We start from the raw sequence: 20,338 nt of genomic DNA on the forward strand, positions 1-20,338 counted from the left end.
TGCCATGCTTGCACCCAAGGTGCGATTAAGCGCCATTGACCGCATGCCGCACGACCGGCGGCAATATTCAACACGCCAAGGAAGGTTTTGACCGTCTCGCAGATCCCACCCGGTGACGACGTTTGCCGTTGCCCAGTCGTGCCCCCTTTGCGCACGCTACCGGCCATGCTGATCACGCTGGCCGGCTTGATATTGGGCCTGGGAATGCCCGGTGCGGCGCAAGCCGACTATCGCGTTCGTGTCGACGCCCCCAACGGTCTGGCCAAGCTCCTGACGGACAACCTCGATCTCGTGCGCTACGCCGCGCGCGACGACATTGGCGAGGCCCAGTTCGAACATCTGATCGCGACCGTGGGCGAGCAGGTGCAGGAACTCACGTCGACGGAAGGTTATTTCTCGCCCGTCACGCATGTGGACGTGGCCACCATCAACGGCAAGCGCGACGTTCATGTCGCAGTGGCTTCCGGCCCGCGCACGCATATCAAGAACGTCGATCTCACGTTCACCGGCCCGGTGATCGAGCAAGATCCACAGCGTGTCGCGCAGTTGCGCAATGCCTGGGCGTTGCCGGTGGATGCGCCGTTCCGTCAGGCTGACTGGGACAAGGCCAAGGACGACACCCTGTTCCAACTGGGGCAGAAGCGCTATCACGCGGCGAAAATGGCCTTCGCGCGCGCCGTGGTCGACGCCGATAACGACGCCGCCTCGCTCGTCGCGACGTACGAGAGCGGTCCGCCCTTCACCCTCGGTCCGCTCATCATCTCCGGTACGCGGCGCTATCCGGCGCAGATTATCCGCAACGTCAATCCGCTGTCCGAGGGCGAGCCGTTCGACGCCGAGCGCTTGCGGGAACTGCAGCGTCAGATTCAGGCCACGCCATACTTCTCGAACGTCATCATCTCGGTGACGGAGGACCCGGCGCGTGCCGAAAACGCACCGGTCGAAGTCAAGGTGCGCGAATTCCCCACGCAGCGCGTGCGAAGCGGGGTCGGCTATACGACCGATACCGGCGCGAGCGTCAACGGGCGTTATTCGTACTACAACCTGTTTGGCCGCGCGTGGACGTTCGACACGCAGGCGCGTCTGGAACAGTACCGGCAGGGTGGGTATGCTGAAATCGCCATGCCGCCCGACACCAGCGCGTACACCAACAGCCTTCGCGGATCGTTCGAGCGCACTTATCTGAATGGTCTCGATCAACGCTCGACCCAGATCGGCATCAAGCGCGCCCGCTCGCGCGATCGCTACGACTGGGCCTATACGCTCGACTTTTACCGCGCGGACGAACGTCCCGACGGCGGCCAGCCTTTCCTCAACAAGGCGCTCGTGGCGGCGTTTTCGTGGAACCGTCGCGATGTCGACGACTTGATCTTTCCGCGCAAGGGCAACATTGTGAATACGCAGATCGGCGTCGCGGCGAAGCCGGTCCTCACCGATCAGAGTTTTGGGCGTCTCTATGGCCGTATCCGTCAGTATTTTCCGGTGGGCCAACGTGACATCGTGATCGCGCGCCTGGAGCTTGGCGCCGTGCTCACCAATGGCAACAGCAACCGGATTCCGTCGTCGCTGCTGTTCTTCGCGGGCGGCACGTCGTCGATTCGCGGGTACACGTATCAGAGCATTGGCCGTCAGCAGAACGGCACCACGTTCCCCACGAAGTACCTTGGCACGGCAAGTCTCGAATATCAGCGCTGGGTCACGCGTGACTGGGGCGGGGCCGTGTTCTGGGACGTGGGCACGGCTACCGACGACTATCGTCATCCCACGCCGCTGTATCACGGCGTGGGGGTCGGTGTGCGCTGGCGCAGCCCGGTCGGGCCGGTGAACCTCGATCTGGGCTACGGCGTGCGCAACAAGCAGTTCCGTCCGGCCATCTCGTTGGGGGTGGCTTTCTGATGACGATGCCGCTCGATACCTCACTGCCGCCGCGTCCATCCGAGCCGCCTCCAACGCCTCCAACGCCACCATCACCGCCTGCGCATCGCCGGCGATGGGGGCGAGCGCTGGCGGGCGTCGTACTTGCCGTCCTGCTCATTGTCGTGTTGGTCATTGGCGCGCTGCTCTGGGCGATGTCGAGCGAACGCGGCAGCCGCTGGCTGTGGCAGACAGCCGTGTCGACGCTCGGCGGCAAACTCTCGGGGGAATGGCGTAGCGGAAGCCTCGCGCACGGCTTCACCGTGAACGACCTGCGCTATCTCGACGGTGCGACGCGCATCACCGTGAGCCGACTCGAAAGCCGTTGGGACTTGCGCTTGCGCCCGCTGCATTTCACCGTCGGCAAGTTGCAGGCGGGGGATGTGGAGATGGCGTTTGCGCCGTCGCCACCGTCGAGCACGCCCGCGACGATGCCGTCGAGCCTGCGTCTGCCGCTCGGCCTCACGCTGAACGACGTGCGTGTGGCGAAGCTCACACTGCATTCGCCCGCGCTGGTGCTGGAAGATGTTCGCGTCGCCGCGCGCAGCGACGGCACGCAACACACGATTCAGGTCGAACATCTCGGCACGCCCTACGGTGACGTGCGGGCGAATGTGCAGTTGAACGGCCGGCGTCCGTTCGCGCTGGGCGGCAACGTCGGCTTGCAAGCGAAGGCGGGCGATATTCCGGTCGCCCTGCAGGCCGATCTGTCCGGCTCGCTCGACGCGCTCGTCGTCGACTTGACGGCGACCGGAAAGACGCTGAACGGTACGGCGCATATTGCCGCGTCGCCGTTCAGCGCCGTGCCGCTCTCGCGCGCGCAGGTGTCGCTCGATCACCTCAATCCGCGCGACTTCGATCCCACGGCGCCGCAGGCGGATCTCGCGGTGCAGGCCGATTTGCGACCGGCGCCGGGGGCCAAAACATTCCGCGTGCTGGGGCCCGTGTCCGTGACGAACGCCAAGCCAGGGGCCATCGATGCCGGCGGGCTGCCGGTCGAAAGCCTGCGCACGCAGGTGCTGCTCGATGCGACGCATCAGGCGCTGACCGATATCGAGCTGAAGCTTGCGGGCGGTGGCCGGGTCACCGGCCGTGGCGAGCTGCGTCGGGAGAGGGGGGGCGTGTCGGTGGCGGCGACAACGGCGCCTGTCGCGTCGGCGGCAAAGGGGGCAAAGGGGGCAAAGGGGGCGAATGCGGCCAGCGCCGCAAAGGCGGCACCGCCGACGTCGCCGGATGCCGAGGCGACCGTTGGCGGCTTCGCTTTGACGATGCGCGATCTCGATCTGCGCGCGTTGTACCGCAAGCTGCCTGCGACGACGCTCGGCGGGCCGCTCGACATCAAGCTCGACGCCACCGGGCAACGCATCGTCCTCGATTGGCGCGACGCGGCCCGGCGGGTGCTGGCCGACGTCGGTCTCGACGCCAGGGGCACCACCGTCAACGCGCTCTCGCTGGAGGCCGGCAATCGCAAGGTCGCGGCCACCGGCGTTCTCGAAAACGACGACGCGGGCGCCTATCGGGCGCAGATCAAGCTCACGCGCTTCGATCCCGCTGACTGGTACGACCTTTACGGCCCGCAAAAACGGGGTGCCAAGCCACCGGCGGCGAGCGTCACGGGGCAGGTCGATGCGCAGGGGGCGCTGCGTCCGGCGTTCGGACTCGCGCTCAAGTTTGCATTGCAGGACAGCGTCTACGCCGACTTGCCGATGAGCGGGTCGGGCACGGTGAGGCTGGCGGGCACGCGCCTGCTGCCCAGTGACGCCAACCTGCTCGTGGCAGGCAATCAGGTGCAACTGCGCGGCAGCTTCGGCACCGCGGGCGACAAGATGGCGGTGAAGGTCGACGCGCCGTCGCTCGACAAGCTGGGCTTCGGTCTTGCCGGTCGCCTGCAAGTGGACGGGCAGGTGTCGGGCACGATCGAGCGTCCGGTCGTGGTCGCGACGCTCGCGGCCGACAAGCTTGTCTTCGGGGCGCAAAAGCTCCAGCATCTGAGCGGTAAGGTGGACGTCAGCGGCGGCCTGCCGGGCGCGGCGGGCGACCGGCTGAACGTGACGCTCGAGGGCCAGGGCCTGACCAGCGACATCGCGCGGCTCGACCGGCTCTCGCTCGCGCTGGCGGGCACACGCGGCGCACACACATTGCATTTGAAGGCGGCGGGCAAGCTGCGCGAAGCGCCGCTCGACATGAATCTCGATGCCGCCGGCGCCGTGACCGATACGCGCGGCAAGCCAGGCTGGCGCGGCACGATCCAGACGCTAGAGAACCGGGGCGTGCCGAAGCTCACCCTTGCGTCCCCGTGGCAGGTCCAGGTGAGTGCCGATCGCGTACATCTTGGCGCGGCCAAACTCGTGACGGATGCAGGGACGGCGTCGCTGGCAAACCTCGACTACGGCGATGGGCAACTGAAGACGGCGGGCACCCTCGACACGCTCGACGTCGCGCAGGTGCTGCGCGTCATGCACGCGTTCACGGGCGAGTCGCCGTCGGTCGCCAGCGACCTCGTGCTCGACGGCAAATGGGACGTGCACACCGGTCAGCGTGCCGACGGCTTCGTCGAAGTCGTGCGGCGCAGTGGTGACGTCACGTTGCGCCGCGGCGGGTTGAACGAGAGCGTGAACGTGACGGTGACAGGCGTTCCCGGCCTGACGGCGGAGAAGGGCGGCGTGGGGGCGCGCGTGCCGCTCGGGATCTCGGCGCTGCGCGCGCGCGTCGACCTGGCGGGGCAGACAGCGCACGTCACGCTAAAGGCCGTCTCGTCGCTGGTCGGCACGTTGGACGCCGACATGCAGGCGGGCCTGCATGTGCAGGGCGGCATTCCCGAGGTGCAGGACACCGCGCCGCTCGCCGGACGCCTCTCCATTGCCATTCCCGATCTCTCGAATTTCGAGCGTCTGGCCGGGGCGCAATTTGCCTTCAAGGGGCGTGCGAACCTGCAAGTGACGCTCGCGGGCACGGTAGGCAAGCCGCGTCCCACCGGCGAGCTGACCGCCGACGATCTGTCGATGCAGATGTTCGACACGGGCGTGCGCGTCAAGAATGGACGGGTGCGTGTGGTGCTTACGCCGACCGAGATCGTGCTGCGCGACGTGGTCGTGACGGGCGGTGGCGGCGGCACGGCGCGGGCGACGGGCAACATCCGACTCGACACGCCCGAGCCGACGCTTGGCGTTACGCTCGCGGCCGACAAGCTGCAATTGTTCGCCGCGCCGGACCGGCAGCTATCCCTTACCGGCGAGGCGAAGGCGATGGGCAGTGGCGACGCGATGGCCGTGACCGGCAAGTTCACCATCGACCGGGCCCGTTTTGCGCTGCCGCCGACCAGCGCGCCGAAGCTTGGCGACGATGTCGTGGTGGTGCGCGGCGGCACGCAGGCCCGCACCCGGCCGCTCGATGCGAAGGAGGAGGCCGCCCGCATCGGCGCGAAGCCGGCCAGCCGCTTCTCGCCGCACATCAACGTGGACGTGGATCTGGGGCGGGACTTCCGTTTCGTCGGTGCCGGGGCCGACCTGCTGTTGCGCGGCAGCGTGCGCTTGCAGAGTGACCCGCTCACGACGATGCGCGCAACCGGCACGATCACGGTGGCGGAGGGCACGTACGAGGCGTTCGACCGGAAGCTCGCGATCGAGCGCGGTCAGATCAACTTCGTCGGCCCGCTCGACAATCCGGACATCTACATTCAGGCGATGCGCCGCAATCAGGAAGTCGCCGCCGGGGTGCTGGTGACGGGTACGGTGCGCCAGCCGCGAGTGTCGCTCGTCTCCGAGCCGAACGTGTCGGACGAGGAGAAGCTCTCATGGCTGATGTTCGGCCACGGCCCCGATGGCGCGGGGCTCGGCCAGCGTCAGGCGATGGCAGGGGCGGCTACGGCGCTGCTCGGGGCCACGGGCGGCAGACGCATCATCAAGGATCTCGGGATCGACGAGTTCAGCATCGGCACCAGCGATTCGGGCCTGTCAGACGACGAGCAGGTGGTGAAGGTGGGCAAGGCAATCTCGGACAACTTCGCCCTGGGATACGAGCAAAGTCTGACCAGCGCCGCGAGTATCGTGAAGATTACGTGGCAGGTGTCGCGTCGCTGGCAATTGGTGCTGCGCACCGGTTCGCTGTCCGGCTTCGACGTGCTGTTCAACCGTCGCTTCGACTGATCGATGCGGGGACGCCACGGCGCGCCAAATGCGTGGAAAAAATACGGGAAGAGGAGGTGTTGTCGATGACAACGTTGCGCAGTTTCGTTCACCCGGCGCAGGGGCTGCGCCGGGGTCTTCGCTGGGGAGTCGCCATGGGATTGTTCGCGAGTCTGTTGGGCTTGTTCGGCTGCGATCAGCAGCAGATCGACAAGGTGCGTCAAAAAGCGCGCGATACGGTCAATGCGATCAAGCCGGATGACATGCTGTTGCGCAACCTCACCCCGGGCGTCACGACCGAGGCCCAGGTGCGCGAGCAGATGGGCAAGCCGGAAATCGTCTGGGAGAACGACGACGGCTCGCGGCGGCTGGAGTATCCGCGTGCGCCGGGCGGCTTGCGGACCTACATGGTTGACATCGCGCCCGACGGGAAGCTGCGTGGCGTCAGCCAGGCGCTCTCGCCGGAGAACTTCGAACAGGTACGTCCGGGCATGTCACAGGACGACGTGCGGCGTCTGCTCGGCAAGCCGACGAGCGTGGCGGAGTACCGACTGAAGAAGGAAACGGTGTGGAGCTGGCGCTGGCTTGAGGACGGCGTCAACACGGCGGGCATGTTCAACGCGCACTTCGGCCCCGATGGCCGGGTAACGGTCACGTCGCGCTCGGCGGATCCGGCGTCGGAGCGTCCCTGATCGGGGGCGACGCGACGCGACGGCCGGTCGCTAGGCCGCGGCGAATTGGTTTTATGGCGTCGCCCGCGATGGTTGGCCCTCGGCCTGCTCGGGCGGCGTCGCGGGCTTGGCGTGCCGGTCGCGATGCATCACCATGCGGTCGTGCAGGCGAACGATGATCCTGCTGCCCGTCTTCTCGAACAGGAACGGCAGCAGTGCGTGCACGAGACACGCCAGACAGGCGCCGAGCAAGGGCAGCGCGAAGGACAGTGCCGACCCCATGTGTTGGAGGTAATTTTCACCGACAGAGGCCGGATGCTGAGTGAAGATTTTCATGATGCCACCTGTTTCCGGAATGTTTATGAAGTTTACGCGCCAACGAGAGGTAAAGGGTTTCAAATTTCCTGCCGACTAGCGTAGGATTTGGAAAAATTTTCCTCTCAGGTGGCTGTCGTGGACAAAACCGATCTCGCAATTCTCGAAAATCTGCAAGCCGATGCCTCGCGCTCGCTGGGCGAACTGGCCGAAGCCGTGCATCTGTCGCCGACGCCCTGCTGGCGGCGCGTGCAGCGCCTGCGCGAAAACGGCGTCATCACGGGGCAGGTCACGCTGTGCGATCCTCAGCAGCTCGATCTGCGCGTCACCGCGTTCGTGTTCATCAAGGCGGCAGCGCACAGCGAGGACTGGATGGTTCGCTTCGTGGCGGGGGCACGGGAATTGCCTGAAATTGTGGAGATGCACCGGATGGCGGGCGAGATCGACTATCTGCTCAAGGTGTATCTGCCGGACATCGCTGCCTACGACCGTTTCTACAAGAAGCTCATTCGCGTGGCCGATCTGCAAGACATCAGCGCGAGTTTCTCGATGGAAACGGTGAAATTCACCACCGCGTTGCCGGTGGATCATTTGCGTTAGCCTGCGGGCGTGACGTCACCGGACGCTTCGTAGAAGGATTCGACGCCAGGCGCCGCCGGTCCCTGACGCATCGAACGATTCATTCGGAGGCGCCTCATGGCCCAGAACATCTACGATAATCCCGATTTTTTTGCCGGTTACAGCCAATTGCCTCGACAGGTGCGGGGTTTGGACGGCGCGCCCGAATGGCCGGCCGTCAAGTCGATGCTGCCCGACGTGCAAGGCAAACGTGTGGTCGATCTTGGCTGCGGCTTCGGTTGGGCTTCGCGCTGGATGCGCGAGCAGGGTGCCGCCTCGGTGCTTGGATTCGACTTGTCGCGAAACATGATCGATCGTGCGAGAGCCGACACGTCCGACGCTGCGATCGAATTTCGCATCGCCGATCTCGATACGCTCGACCTGCCGGCCGCCGCCTTCGATCTGGCCTATAGCGCGCTGACGTTTCACTACGTGTGCGACTTCGGGCGTCTCGTGCGCGCAATCTACGAGGCACTGTCGCCCGGCGGACATTTCGTTTTCACCATTGAGCATCCGGTGTTCATGGCTGCAGCCCATCCGCAGTGGATCGCAGACGAGGATGGGCGCAAGACGTGGCCAGTCAATGGTTATGCGCTCGAGGGGGCGCGTCGGACCGATTGGTTTGCCAAGGGGGTGCTGAAGTACCACCGCACGCTTGCCACGACGGTGAATACGCTTATCGACGCCGGCTTTCAGATTTTGAAGGTCGACGAGTTCGCACCGACCGCCGCGCAGATTCGCGAGGTGCCGTCGTTGGCCGAAGAACTCGAGCGGCCGATGATGCTCGTGGTGTCGGCGTCGCGATAGATGGATGGGCGGCTACGCCGCCGACGATGGCGTCGCTACACGACAAAACACCCCGCGCCAGACGAGCGGTCTGGCATTCGGGGTGTTTTCGGCGGGAAGCGCGGGCGCTGTCATGCGACGCCGCCGGCGTTTCCGAGCGGGACGTCGGCGCCTTACTTCACCCGCATGCCCGGCTTCGCGCCGTCGTGCGGCTCGAGGATGTAGAGGCCCGGTTCAGCTTTCTCGTCGGCGGCCGAGGCGGCGAGCACCATGCCTTCGGACAGACCAAACTTCATCTTGCGCGGCGCGAGGTTGGCGACCATCACTGTGAGCTTGCCCACCAGCGCTTCGGGCTGCGGATAGGCGGACTTGATCCCGGAGAAGACGTTACGCGTTTGCGCTTCGCCCACGTCGAGCGTGAGTTGCAGCAGCTTGTCCGACCCGTCGACTGCCTTGCAATCGACGATGCGCGCGATGCGCAGATCGATCTTGGCGAAGTCGTCGATGTTGATGATGCCGTCTTCCGCGCCGTTCTCGGCCTTCTCCGACGCCCCGGCGGCTTTGTGCTTGCCCTTCGCCGCTGCCGCCTCGGCCACCGGTGCGGCCGCTTGCAGCGAGTCGCGGTTGGCCGCGAGCAACGCTTCAACCTGCTTGCCTTCGACGCGCGTCATCAAATGCTTGTAGGCGGAGATCGCCGTGTCGGCGGTGAGCGGGCGGCTCACGTCCTGCCACGCTTGCGGCGCTATGTTCAGGAAGCGCTCCACGGCCTCGGCCGTCACGGGCAGCACGGGCTTGAGGTACAGCGTGAGCAAACGGAACGCCTCGAGGCAGACCGAGCAAGCCTCGTGCAGCGCGCCGGCCTGCGCCGGATCCTTCGCCAGATCCCACGGCTTGACCGTGTCGACGTAACCGTTCACGGCGTCGGCCTGTTCCATCACCAGTCGCAGCGCCTTGCCGAACTCGCGCGCTTCGTAGTGCGCAGCGATCTGCGGGGCAACGGCGCGCAACTGGCCCAGCAGCGGCGCCTGCATGGCGTCCGGCGACACGCGACCGTCAAAGCGCTTGAGAAGGAAGCCCGCCGCGCGGCTGGCGATGTTCACGTACTTGCCCACCAGGTCGCTGTTCACGCGGGCGATGAAATCGTCGAGGTTCAGGTCGAGGTCTTCCATCGTGTTGCCCAGCTTGGCGCCGATGTAGTAACGCAGCCATTCCGGATTGAGGCCGGTGTCGATGAAGCTTTGTGCCGTGATGAACGTGCCGCGCGACTTCGACATCTTCTGGCCGTCCACCGTCAGGAAGCCGTGGGCGAACACGTTGGTCGGCGTGCGATGGCCCGAGAACTCGAGCATCGCCGGCCAGAACAACGTGTGGAAGTACAGGATGTCCTTGCCGATAAAGTGGTACTGCTCGGTTGTCGACCCTGGCTTGACCCATTCGTCGAAGTTCAGGCCGCGCTGCGCGCACAGGTTCTTGAAACTGGCGTAGTAGCCGACCGGCGCGTCGAGCCACACGTAGAAATACTTGCCCGGGGCGCCCGGGATCTCAAAGCCGAAGTAGGGCGCGTCGCGCGAGATGTCCCAATCGGCCAGCGTGGACTCGCCGTCTTCGCCGAGCCATTCCTTCATCTTGTTGGCGGCTTCGGGTTGCGCGAGGCCGGCCACCCATTTGCGCAGGAACTGCTCGCAGCGCTTGTCCGAGAGCTTGAAGAAGTAATGCGTGGATGTCTTGCGCACCGGCGTGGCGCCCGAGACCACCGAGTACGGGTTGAGCAGATCGGTCGGTGCATAGGTCGAACCACAGACTTCGCACGAATCGCCGTACTGGTCCTTGGCGCCGCATTTCGGACACTCGCCCTTGATGAAGCGATCCGGCAGGAACATTTCCTTGACCGGGTCATACGCCTGTTCGATATCGCGGGCTTCGATCAGACCCTGTTCCTTGAGGGCGAGATAGACGCCTTCGGACAATTCGCGATTTTCCTCGGAATCCGTCGAATAGTAGTTATCGAACGAGACGCCGAAGCTGTCGAAGTCGCGCTTGTGTTCCTTCCAGACGCGTTCGATCAATTGCTTGGGGGTAAGGCCTTCCTTCTCGGCGCGCAGCATGACGGGCGTGCCGTGCGTGTCGTCCGCGCCGACGTAGTAGACCTCATGGCCCTGCATCCGCATGAACCGTACCCAGATGTCGGTCTGGATGTATTCGACCAAATGGCCGATGTGAATCTGGCCATTGGCGTACGGCAGGGCGGAGGTGACAAGAATGCGGCGGGACATGAGGATCGACTGTGCGTTGAGGGAACCGGGAAAGGTCGATTCTAGCAGGCGAGGCCAGTTGACGCCCAACCGCCCGACTCGGTCAATGAATCCGGCACGGCGAGGGAGGAGCGAGAGCGGGGCCATGGCAGGCCGTTGCCGATGGCGCCGGCGACGTCTGTGGGCGGCAATCCACGATGAACCAAAAAAAAGCCGGAACCAGGTTCCGGCTTAACTAGGCACACGTAACGTCAATAACAAAGAGGAGATGGAAGCGCCCACAGTAAGCACTTCCGAAGGGTCTGAGCGATGTGACGCGGGTTTAGTTCAACCGAGGTGCCGACTTTCGATGGTGCATCGCAGCATGTTGCTCGGGCGCGTCGGCAGAACGCAGGTCCGGCGGACCGGACCCGCGATTGTGCGGCGAAATCCCAATGCCCCGTCAGGCAGAAAGCGGGGGCAGAAAGCGAAGCGTGAGGCGATCAGCCGCGCGGTGCGTGCAGCAGGATTTCGACGCGACGGTTCTGCGCACGGCCGGCGGCGGTGGCATCCGAGGCGACCGGCTGGCTCGACCCGACGCCCGTGCCGCTCATGCGGTTCATCGCGATACCGCGGCTGTTCAGATACTGGATCACGTTGGACGCGCGGTTTTGCGACAGCGGGATGTTGATGCGATCGCCGCCCGTGCTGTCGGTATGGCCCACGATGTTGGCGGTAATCCCCGGATTCTGGTTGAGCGACGCGGCGACGTCGTCGAGCACGGCGCGGAAGTTCGGTTTGATATCGGCGCGGCCGGTGTCGAACGTCACGTCGCTCGGGACGGCGACCTTGAGCGAGCCGTCCGGCTGCTCGGAGATGGTGGTGCCCGTGCCGGCCGTGTGACCGCCCAGGGTGTTCTTGATCGCGCTCCAGTTATACCCCGTCGCGCCGCCAGCGGCGGCACCCACGGCGGCGCCGATCAGCGTGCCTGTCGTGTTGCCCCCGATGAGGTTGCCCAGTCCTGCGCCCACTGCCGCACCCACACCGGTACCGACCGCCGTGTTCGTGCCCTGCGGCGTCTGGCAACCGGCCAGCATGGCGGCGGCGGTCAGGACGAGCGCGCAAGCGCGCAGAGAGTTCTTATTCATGTGAGGCTCCTTATCGATTAGCTAGCAGTCGTGAAACAACGCGTGAGCACTTCGCCGAAGCACGCGTGCGTCGCAGGGGTTTTGAACCTGCCGGCGCGCGGTCTTTTACAATAGCGCTGAGTGTCAACCGCAGGCAAGGACAGATTGCCATGCCGGCGGGTTCCCCATAACACGCGCGCCTCGCATGCTAATCGAGAGCGTGCGCCACGGATGTTACAAGTTGTTAGCGCTTGCCGGGGCTTTTCCGGCGCGCCTCGACAGAGCGAGAGACCCAAATGGAAGTCGCCCAAATCAATGAAGTGCTGCGTGGCATCGTCGATCCCGACACGGGGCTCGACCTGATCGCCGGAAAGTATGTGAAGCAGGTCGTGGCCGAGCACGGTCACGTCGGTATCCAGATCGAATTCGGCTATCCGGCGAAGAGCCAGTTCGAGGCGATGCGCACGCGCATCACCGATGCCGTGGGCAAGCTGCCCGGTGTCGAACGCGTGGCGGTCGACATCAGCCAGAAAATCGTGGCGCATGCGGTGCAGCGCGGGGTGAAGCTCCTGCCGAACGTGAAGAACATCGTGGCGGTGGCGTCGGGCAAGGGCGGCGTGGGCAAGAGCACCACGGCCGTGAACCTGGCGCTGGCGCTGGTGGCCGAGGGGGCCACCGTCGGCATTCTCGACGCCGACATCTACGGCCCGTCCCTACCCACGCTGCTGGGCATTCACGGCAAACCCGAGTCGAAAGACGGCAAGACGCTCGAACCGATGACGGCGCACGGCCTGCAAGCCAGCTCGATCGGCTTCCTGATCGAGCCGGACAATCCGATGGTCTGGCGCGGCCCGATGGTCACGCAGGCGCTCGAACAGCTACTCAACCAGACGAATTGGCACGACCTTGACTACCTGATCGTCGACATGCCGCCGGGCACGGGCGACATCCAGCTCACGCTCGCGCAGAAGGTGCCCGTCACGGGCGCGGTCATCGTCACCACGCCGCAGGACCTGGCGCTGCTCGACGCCCGCAAGGGTCTCAAGATGTTCGAGAAGGTCGGCGTGCCGATCCTCGGTCTCATCGAGAACATGAGTCTGCACATCTGCTCGAACTGTGGACATGAGGAGCCGATTTTCGGCGTGGGCGGCGGCGAACGCATGAGCCACGATTTCGACGTCGAGCTGCTGGGCAAGCTGCCGTTGGAGATGAGTATCCGCGTGCACGCCGACGCCGGCATGCCGAGCGTGGTGGGCGACCCGGACGGCCGGGTCGCGGCGCTCTACAAGGCCATTGCCCGCAAGATGGCGGTGAAGATCGCGGCGCGTCAGAAGGACATGACGAGCAAGTTCCCGTCGATCGTCGTTCAGAACACGTAAGGACGGCGCACAGGGGCCCGGGGAGCCCCGTGCGGCGCGGTGCGCGTGAAAACCTCACCGCACCGCAACAATCGCGTAAAATACGCCCAATTTTTCACGTACCACGCCCATTCAGGCCCACACATGAGCATCAAGTCCGACAAATGGATCCGGCGTATGGCCGAGGCGCACGGCATGATCGAGCCCTTCGAGCCGTCGCAGGTCCGGCAATCCCAGGACGGGCAGAAGATCGTCAGCTATGGCACGTCGAGTTACGGCTACGATATTCGCTGTGCGGCTGAATTCAAGATCTTCACAAACATCAACTCGACGATTGTCGACCCGAAGAACTTCGACGAAAAGTCGTTCGTCGACTTCTCCGGCGATGTCTGCATCATTCCGCCGAACTCGTTCGCGCTCGCGCGCACCGTCGAGTACTTCCGTATTCCGCGCAACGTGCTCACCGTATGTCTCGGCAAATCGACGTATGCCCGTTGCGGCATCATCGTGAACGTGACGCCGTTCGAGCCCGAATGGGAGGGCTATGTGACGCTGGAATTCTCGAACACCACGCCGCTGCCGGCCAAGATCTACGCCAATGAGGGCGTGGCTCAGGTGCTGTTCTTCGAATCCGACGAAGTCTGCGAGACGTCGTACAAGGATCGCGGCGGGAAGTACCAGGGACAGCGTGGCGTCACGCTGCCGAAAACCTAGCCTGCGCAGGCTTGACTCGCCACCGGTGAGCACCCGCAACGTCGCACTGCCCAAGAGCCACGGCCATGTCGGACCGTGGCTCGTTCTTTTGTCGAAGGAACGCCAATGAAATTCCGTTTTCCGATCGTCATCATCGACGAAGACTTCCGCTCCGAAAACATCTCCGGATCCGGGATTCGCTCCTTGGCGGAGGCCATCGAAGCCGAGGGCATGGAGGTCAACGGTCTCACGAGCTACGGTGACCTGACTTCGTTTGCGCAACAGGCGAGCCGCGCATCGAGTTTCATCCTGTCCATCGACGACGACGAGTTCGGCACGTTTTCGAGCGAAGCGGGCGGGGAAGGCGAGGGCGAGCTGGCGCTGGCCATCATCAACCTGCGCGCGTTCGTGCAGGAAGTGCGCCGTCGCAACCCGGACATTCCGATTTTCCTGTACGGCGAGACGCGCACGTCGCGCCACATCCCGAACGACATCCTGCGCGAGCTGCACGGCTTCATTCACATGTTCGAAGACACGCCGGAGTTCGTGGCGCGTCACATCATCCGTGAAGCCAGGTCGTACCTCGACTCGCTGCCGCCGCCGTTCTTCCGCTCGCTCACGCACTATGCGGCCGACGGTTCATATTCGTGGCACTGCCCGGGCCACTCGGGCGGCGTGGCGTTCCTCAAGAGCCCGGTGGGCCAGATGTTCCACCAGTTCTTCGGTGAGAACATGCTGCGCGCGGACGTGTGCAACGCCGTCGAAGAATTGGGTCAGTTGCTTGACCACAACGGCCCGGTGGGTGCGTCGGAGCGCAATGCGGCGCGTATCTTCAACGCCGATCATCTGTTCTTCGTGACGAACGGCACGTCGACCTCGAACAAGATCGTGTGGCATGCCACCGTGGCGCCAGGCGACATCGTCGTAGTCGACCGCAACTGCCACAAGTCGATCCTGCACGCGATCACGATGACGGGCGCCGTGCCGGTGTTTCTTACGCCGACGCGCAACCACCTCGGCATCATCGGCCCGATTCCGAAGTCGGAGTTCGAGCCGGAAGTCATTCGCGCCAAGATCGAAGCGAACCCGTTCGCGCGCGAAGTGCTGGAACGCGATCCGAACGCCAAGCCGCGTATTCTCACGATCACGCAGAGCACCTATGACGGCGTCATCTACAACGTCGAGATGATCAAGGAATTGCTGGGCAACAACATCGACACGCTGCACTTCGATGAAGCCTGGCTGCCGCACGCGGCGTTCCACGAGTTCTATCGCGACATGCACGCGATCGGCGAAGGGCGCCCGCGCTCGGCGGAGGCCACGGTCTACGCCACGCACTCCACGCACAAGTTGCTCGCCGGTATTTCGCAAGCGTCGCAGATCGTGGTGCAGGAATCGGAAGCGCGAACCTTCGACACGTATCGCTTCAACGAGGCGTACCTGATGCACACGTCGACCTCGCCGCAGTACGCGATCATCGCGTCGTGCGACGTGGCGGCCGCGATGATGGAGCCGCCGGGCGGCACGGCGCTGGTCGAAGAGTCGATCGTCGAGGCGCTCGACTTCCGCCGCGCCATGCGCAAGGTGGCGGCCGAGTATGGCGATTCGTGGTGGTTCTCGGTCTGGGGCCCGGAGCATCTGGGCGACGAGGGCACGATTCAGCGCGACGACTGGGTGCTGCGTGCCAACGAGCGTTGGCACGGCTTCGGCGATCTGGCCGACGGCTTCAACATGCTCGATCCGATCAAGGCGACGATCATCACGCCGGGGTTGGACGTGGACGGCGAGTTCGGCGAGAGCGGCATTCCCGCGGCCATCGTTACCAAGTACCTTGCCGAACACGGCATCATCGTCGAGAAGACCGGGCTTTATTCGTTCTTCATCATGTTTACCATCGGCATCACCAAGGGCCGTTGGAATTCGATGGTGACCGAGCTGCAGCAGTTCAAGGACGATTACGATCACAACCGCCCGCTCTGGCGCGTGCTGCCGGAGTTCGTGGCGCAGTTCCCGCGCTACGAGCGCATCGGACTGCGCGATCTGTGCGATCAGATCCACAGCGTGTACAAGGCGAACGACGTGGCGCGCGTGACGACCGAGATGTACCTCTCGGACATGCAGCCCGCGATGAAGCCGACCGACGCGTTCTCGAAACTGGCGCACCGCCAGATCGACCGCGTGCCCATCGACGAACTCGAAGGGCGCGTGACGAGCGTGTTGCTCACGCCGTATCCGCCGGGTATTCCGTTGTTGATTCCCGGCGAACGCTTCAACGCCGCGATCATCGAGTATCTGCGTTTCGCGCGCGACTTCAACGAACGCTTCCCGGGCTTCCATACCGATATCCACGGTCTGGTCGTCGAGGAAGTGGACGGACGCCCCGAGTATTTTGTGGATTGTGTGCGCCAGTAAGCTACGCGAGCGCGCCTGTGGCGACATCCGGCCCCGTGTGAAAGCACGGGGCTTTTTTTGTTTCAACGAAGTCGGCATGCGGATGCCCAGCGCGTGGCGGCGCGCCTTATACGCCCGTTTTTGCTGGACGCATTTCACGTATCGCGCGTTGCGAAGCGTTGTCAGACGAAAATGAGTAGCCGAATTCGAGAAATTGGCCATTAAATGGCGGAAGATGCCTGACGATCGTCGAGATGAGGCGGGGCGTACCCGATTTGTGGTTTGGCTCGAACTGCGCAAATTTGGGTGATTTCCCGTTAATTTGGGCCGATTCGGTTGCTACACTCGACGCACTTTTTTCGAGCGGGAGGATTCATGGAAACCGGACAACTGGAGTTCAGCACCTACGGCACGCTCGTCTGTGCCACGTTGGTGTTGTTGCTTGGGCGCAAGCTGGTCGAATGGATTGGGCCGCTGCGCACCTACAGCATTCCTGAACCCGTGGCGGCTGGCCTGCTGGTGGCCGTGGGCGCGTTGGCGCTGCGCCAGTTCGGGCAGGTTGAGCTGAAGTTCGACACGTCGTTGCAAACGCCGCTCATGCTTGCCTTTTTCGCGACCATCGGGCTGTCGGCCAATCTAGCGAGCCTGAAGGCCGGCGGGCGTCGCCTGGTGTTGTTCCTTGGCGTGGTGGCGGGCATGTTGATCGTACAGAACGCGATCGGCGTGGGACTTGCGTCCATGATGGGGCTGGCGCCGGGCGTCGGCTTGTTGGGCGGGTCGATTACGCTGGCGGGCGGACACGGCACGGGCGCGGCATGGGGTGACACGCTGACCGCGCGCTATGGTGTGCAGTCGGCACTGGAAATCGCGATGGCTTGCGCCACCTTCGGGCTGGTGTTTGGCGGGTTGCTGGGCGGGCCGGTCGCGCGTTACCTGGTGGGGCGTCTGGGCGCCAACGTGCCGGGCGCCGCCGCGGCGCAACAGACCACGCCGGAGGGCTTCGAGCAGCCGCACACGGTGCGGTTGATCACCGCGCAGGCGCTGATCGAAACGGTGGCGATGATTGCCATCTGTTTGCTGGGCGGCGAGGTCATTGCGCGCTGGCTGGCGGGCACGGCCTTCGAATTGCCGACGTTCGTGTGTGTGCTGTTTACCGGTGTCGTTGTGCGCAATTTGCTGTCGCTCGTGGGCTACGAGGTGTTTGAGCGCTCGCTGTCGGTGCTTGGCAATGTGAGTCTCTCGCTCTTTCTGGCGATGGCGCTCATGACCCTGCGTCTGTGGGATCTCTCGACGCTGGCGCTGCCGATGATCGTGATTCTCGTTGTGCAGGCGGTCGCGATGGCGGCTTATGCGATCTTCGTCACGTTCCGCGTCATGGGACGCAACTACGATGCGGCCGTGCTCGCGGCGGGCCACTGCGGATTCGGGCTGGGTGCGACGCCGACGGCGATCGCCAACATGCAGGCGGTGACCGAGCGTTTCGGCCCGTCGCACATCGCATTCCTGATCGTGCCGATGGTGGGGGCGTTCTTCATCGACATCCTCAACGCGATCATCATCAAGGGGTTCCTGTCGCTGCCGCTGTTCTGATGCGAGGGGCGTGACCCCGCGCGTATGTCCGTCTCGCGCGCATGAAAAATGCCACCCATCCGGGTGGCATTTTCGTTGGCGCGCGCCAGGTCGAATGACCTGGCCAGGCCGACTTACTTGGCGAGCTTCGCGCGTGCGGCGGCGATGGCGCGTTGCACTTGGGCGGGCGCGGTGCCGCCGATGTGGTTGCGGCTGGCGACCGAGCCTTCGAGCGTGAGGCAATCGAAGACATCCTCACCGACGAGCGGCGAGAACTTCTGCAACTCGGCGAGCGACAGGTCGGCCAGATCGATATCGCGATCCGAGCAGATCTTCACGGCATGCGCCACGATTTCGTGGGCGTCGCGGAACGGCAGACCCTTCTTGACGAGGTAGTCGGCCAGATCGGTGGCGGTCGAGAAGCCTTGCAGCGCGGCGTTGCGCATATTGGCTTCGCGTACCTTGATGCCCGGCACCATGTCCGCGAAGATGCGCAGCGTGTCGATCACGGTGTCGACCGTGTCGAACAGCGGTTCCTTGTCTTCCTGATTGTCCTTGTTGTAGGCGAGCGGCTGGCCCTTCATCAGCGTGAGCAGCGCGATCAGGTGGCCGTTGACGCGACCGGTCTTGCCGCGCGCGAGCTCGGGCACGTCCGGGTTCTTCTTCTGCGGCATGATCGAGCTGCCGGTACAGAAGCGGTCGGCCAGATCGATGAAGCCCACGCGCGGGCTCATCCACAGCACCAACTCTTCCGAGAAGCGCGAGACGTGCGTCATCACGAGCGCGGCGGCGGCCGTGAATTCGATCGCGAAGTCGCGATCCGACACGGCGTCGAGTGAGTTCGCGCAGACTTCTTCGAAGCCAAGCGTCGCCGCGACCCGTTCCCGATCGATCGGATAGCTCGTGCCGGCGAGCGCCGCAGCGCCCAGCGGCAGCCGGTTCACGCGGCGGCGCACGTCGAGCATGCGTTCCGCGTCGCGGCTGAACATCTCGAAGTAAGCCAGCAGGTGATGACCAAACGTCACCGGTTGTGCGACTTGCAGGTGAGTGAAGCCCGGCAGAATCGTGGCGCTGTGCTGATCGGCCAAATCCAGCAATGCCCGGCGCAGGTCGCCGAGGTGATGGCCGATGCGATCGATTTCGCTGCGCAGCCACAGTCGGATGTCGGTCGCCACCTGATCGTTACGCGAGCGGCCGGTGTGCAGGCGCTTGCCCGCATCGCCGATGAGGGCGGTCAGGCGCGCTTCGATGTTCAGGTGAACGTCTTCGAGATCCAGTTGCCACTCGAGCTCGCCACGTTCGATCTCGCCGCGAATCTGCGTCATGCCGCGCTGGATGTCGGCCAGATCCTGGGCGCTGATGATGCCTTGCGCCGACAGCATATCGGCATGGGCGAGCGACCCTTCGATGTCGAACAGCGCCAGGCGCTTGTCGAAGAAGACCGACGCCGTATAGCGCTTGACGAGTTCGGAAACGGGTTCGGAAAAGCGGGCCGACCAGGCTTCGCCTTTCTTGTGGAGTTGGGAGGTCATTGTCGTAGCTTGGCTAATCGAGGCCCATCGGGGGCAGATGGAAGCGGACCGTGGCGGAGCACGGCAAACCGGGATTATACAACCCCGGCGTTGGCCCATCGACTCGGCCGACGGCGGGTCCAGCGCGCCCCAGCCGGCGCAACATCGCCAGCGCTCAGGGCAGGGGGCCTCGGTCGGCGCAGCGTCGAGCGCGGCCGGGCCAGGACGTGCCGGTCAGTGCGTCATCGACAGCGTCCAGACGCGCGGCGGCGCCGACAGGCACAGACCCGACGTTGCCTCGTCGAACGCCGCCCGTTGCAGCGCTTCGAGCTTCGCCGTCTTGGCGATCCGCTCGCGGGCCTGATGGATGCGCGCCATGCGCGATGGATCGTCGGGCAACGCGCACAGGCGGCCGAGATCGCGCATGAGCGAAGTGCCGAGCCGGTCGAGCGCCGGACGCAAACGCGTGGCCAGATCGACAGGCTCCCCGGGCGCGCTGCCTTCGCGCTTCCAGCGGGCCAGCAAGGCCGTTTGCACCAGCTTGCCCGCCTCGATCTGCAGACGGAAGAACGTGCGTGCCTGCGCGGGCGTCAGGCCGTACTGGTTGGCCCGGTCTCCCATGCTGTCAAGCAACGCCTGCTCGCGCGGGGTGTCCTGCACCGGCTTGCCCGACGTGTATTTCGTCCGCGCAACCGCTTCGCTGATCGCCAGTCGCTCCAGAATGCCGTGCATCAGCGGGTCGAGCACGGGATCGACGATCGGCCGCGGCTTGGGTGGACTCGCGGGCGACGACGCGAGCGTTCGCGAGACAAGGCGTACGGCCAAACCGCGCACGCCGTGCGGCGCCGCAGCGAGTGCATGCGAGACGGGCGGGGGCGGGGGCGAGGACGCAGATGAGGAAAGGCCGGTGCTGGGGGTGTGAGGTGACATCTGGACGGCCGAACCCGCCTGCGCACCTGCGCAAATCAGGCCAAGCGCGGTGGCCGTGAAGCGTCTGGAGACCCGTCGTAAGCGGGTACCTCGCGCGGAG

The 20,338-nt window shown here is 64.7% G+C and carries 14 protein-coding genes; 9 read left to right on the forward strand and 5 right to left on the reverse strand.

Annotated features, from left to right (window positions below; genetic code table 11):
* Positions 1-165: 165 nt before the first annotated feature.
* The 3 genes from PCE31106_RS18595 to bamE all read left to right on the forward strand — a co-directional run bounded on the left by PCE31106_RS18595 (position 166) and on the right by bamE (position 6,730).
* Positions 166-1,896: an autotransporter assembly complex protein TamA gene (locus PCE31106_RS18595; RefSeq protein ID WP_150564299.1), complete on the forward strand. Its 1,731-nt coding sequence runs from the start codon at positions 166-168 to the stop codon at positions 1,894-1,896.
* The gene (locus tag PCE31106_RS18600; protein ID WP_150564300.1) at positions 1,896-6,059 is read left to right on the forward strand and encodes a translocation/assembly module TamB domain-containing protein; all 4,164 of its coding nucleotides are present in this window, start codon (positions 1,896-1,898) and stop codon (positions 6,057-6,059) included. The genes PCE31106_RS18595 and PCE31106_RS18600 overlap by 1 nt, the downstream gene beginning before the upstream one ends.
* Before the next feature lie 134 nt (positions 6,060-6,193).
* Positions 6,194-6,730 (forward strand): outer membrane protein assembly factor BamE domain-containing protein, encoded by a 537-nt coding sequence (bamE, locus tag PCE31106_RS18605; RefSeq protein ID WP_017235055.1) that lies wholly within the window; start codon positions 6,194-6,196, stop codon positions 6,728-6,730.
* A 51-nt stretch (positions 6,731-6,781) separates the two neighbouring features.
* On the opposite strand, the gene PCE31106_RS18610 is transcribed toward bamE, so the two are convergent.
* The gene (locus tag PCE31106_RS18610; protein WP_150564301.1) at positions 6,782-7,045 is read right to left on the reverse strand and encodes a DUF6356 family protein; all 264 of its coding nucleotides are present in this window, start codon (positions 7,043-7,045) and stop codon (positions 6,782-6,784) included.
* Positions 7,046-7,162: 117 nt separating this feature from the next.
* On the opposite strand from PCE31106_RS18610, the gene PCE31106_RS18615 reads away from it, so the two are divergent.
* Both PCE31106_RS18615 and PCE31106_RS18620 read left to right on the forward strand, forming a co-directional pair.
* Positions 7,163-7,624 (forward strand): Lrp/AsnC family transcriptional regulator, encoded by a 462-nt coding sequence (locus PCE31106_RS18615; RefSeq protein ID WP_026132166.1) that lies wholly within the window; start codon positions 7,163-7,165, stop codon positions 7,622-7,624.
* Positions 7,625-7,720: 96 nt separating this feature from the next.
* A complete protein-coding gene (locus PCE31106_RS18620; protein WP_150564303.1) occupies positions 7,721-8,449 on the forward strand; it encodes a class I SAM-dependent methyltransferase in 729 nt (242 codons plus the stop codon).
* A gap of 152 nt (positions 8,450-8,601) precedes the next feature.
* Here PCE31106_RS18620 and metG read toward each other — a convergent pair whose 3' ends face one another.
* Both metG and PCE31106_RS18630 read right to left on the reverse strand, forming a co-directional pair.
* Positions 8,602-10,701, reverse strand: a complete 2,100-nt coding sequence (metG, locus tag PCE31106_RS18625) for a methionine--tRNA ligase (RefSeq protein WP_150564304.1) — start codon at positions 10,699-10,701, stop codon at positions 8,602-8,604.
* Positions 10,702-11,162: 461 nt separating this feature from the next.
* A complete protein-coding gene (locus tag PCE31106_RS18630) occupies positions 11,163-11,807 on the reverse strand; it encodes a YiaD family glycine zipper/OmpA-like lipoprotein (protein ID WP_017235059.1) in 645 nt (214 codons plus the stop codon).
* Positions 11,808-12,037: 230 nt separating this feature from the next.
* Here PCE31106_RS18630 and apbC point away from each other — a divergent pair, with 230 nt between their 5' ends.
* The 4 genes from apbC (at position 12,038) to gltS (ending at position 17,818) form a co-directional block, all read left to right on the forward strand.
* Positions 12,038-13,165, forward strand: coding sequence for an iron-sulfur cluster carrier protein ApbC (gene apbC, locus PCE31106_RS18635; RefSeq protein WP_302476061.1), 1,128 nt, complete (start codon positions 12,038-12,040; stop codon positions 13,163-13,165).
* Between the two features lie 123 nt (positions 13,166-13,288).
* The gene (gene dcd / locus PCE31106_RS18640; protein ID WP_026132167.1) at positions 13,289-13,858 is read left to right on the forward strand and encodes a dCTP deaminase; all 570 of its coding nucleotides are present in this window, start codon (positions 13,289-13,291) and stop codon (positions 13,856-13,858) included.
* Positions 13,859-13,963: 105 nt separating this feature from the next.
* Positions 13,964-16,249 (forward strand): arginine/lysine/ornithine decarboxylase, encoded by a 2,286-nt coding sequence (locus PCE31106_RS18645; protein ID WP_017235062.1) that lies wholly within the window; start codon positions 13,964-13,966, stop codon positions 16,247-16,249.
* Positions 16,250-16,603: 354 nt separating this feature from the next.
* On the forward strand, positions 16,604-17,818 hold the full coding sequence (gltS, locus tag PCE31106_RS18650; RefSeq protein WP_150564305.1) for a sodium/glutamate symporter: 1,215 nt from the start codon (positions 16,604-16,606) through the stop codon (positions 17,816-17,818).
* A gap of 113 nt (positions 17,819-17,931) precedes the next feature.
* Here gltS and argH read toward each other — a convergent pair whose 3' ends face one another.
* Both argH and aroQ read right to left on the reverse strand, forming a co-directional pair.
* Positions 17,932-19,329, reverse strand: coding sequence for an argininosuccinate lyase (gene argH, locus PCE31106_RS18655; protein WP_150564306.1), 1,398 nt, complete (start codon positions 19,327-19,329; stop codon positions 17,932-17,934).
* 213 nt (positions 19,330-19,542) lie between these two features.
* Positions 19,543-20,133, reverse strand: a complete 591-nt coding sequence (gene aroQ / locus PCE31106_RS18660; RefSeq protein ID WP_174975288.1) for a gamma subclass chorismate mutase AroQ — start codon at positions 20,131-20,133, stop codon at positions 19,543-19,545.
* Positions 20,134-20,338 lie beyond the last annotated feature (205 nt).

It is taken from the genome of Pandoraea cepalis (assembly GCF_902459665.1).
Taxonomy (GTDB): Bacteria; Pseudomonadota; Gammaproteobacteria; order Burkholderiales; family Burkholderiaceae; genus Pandoraea; species Pandoraea cepalis.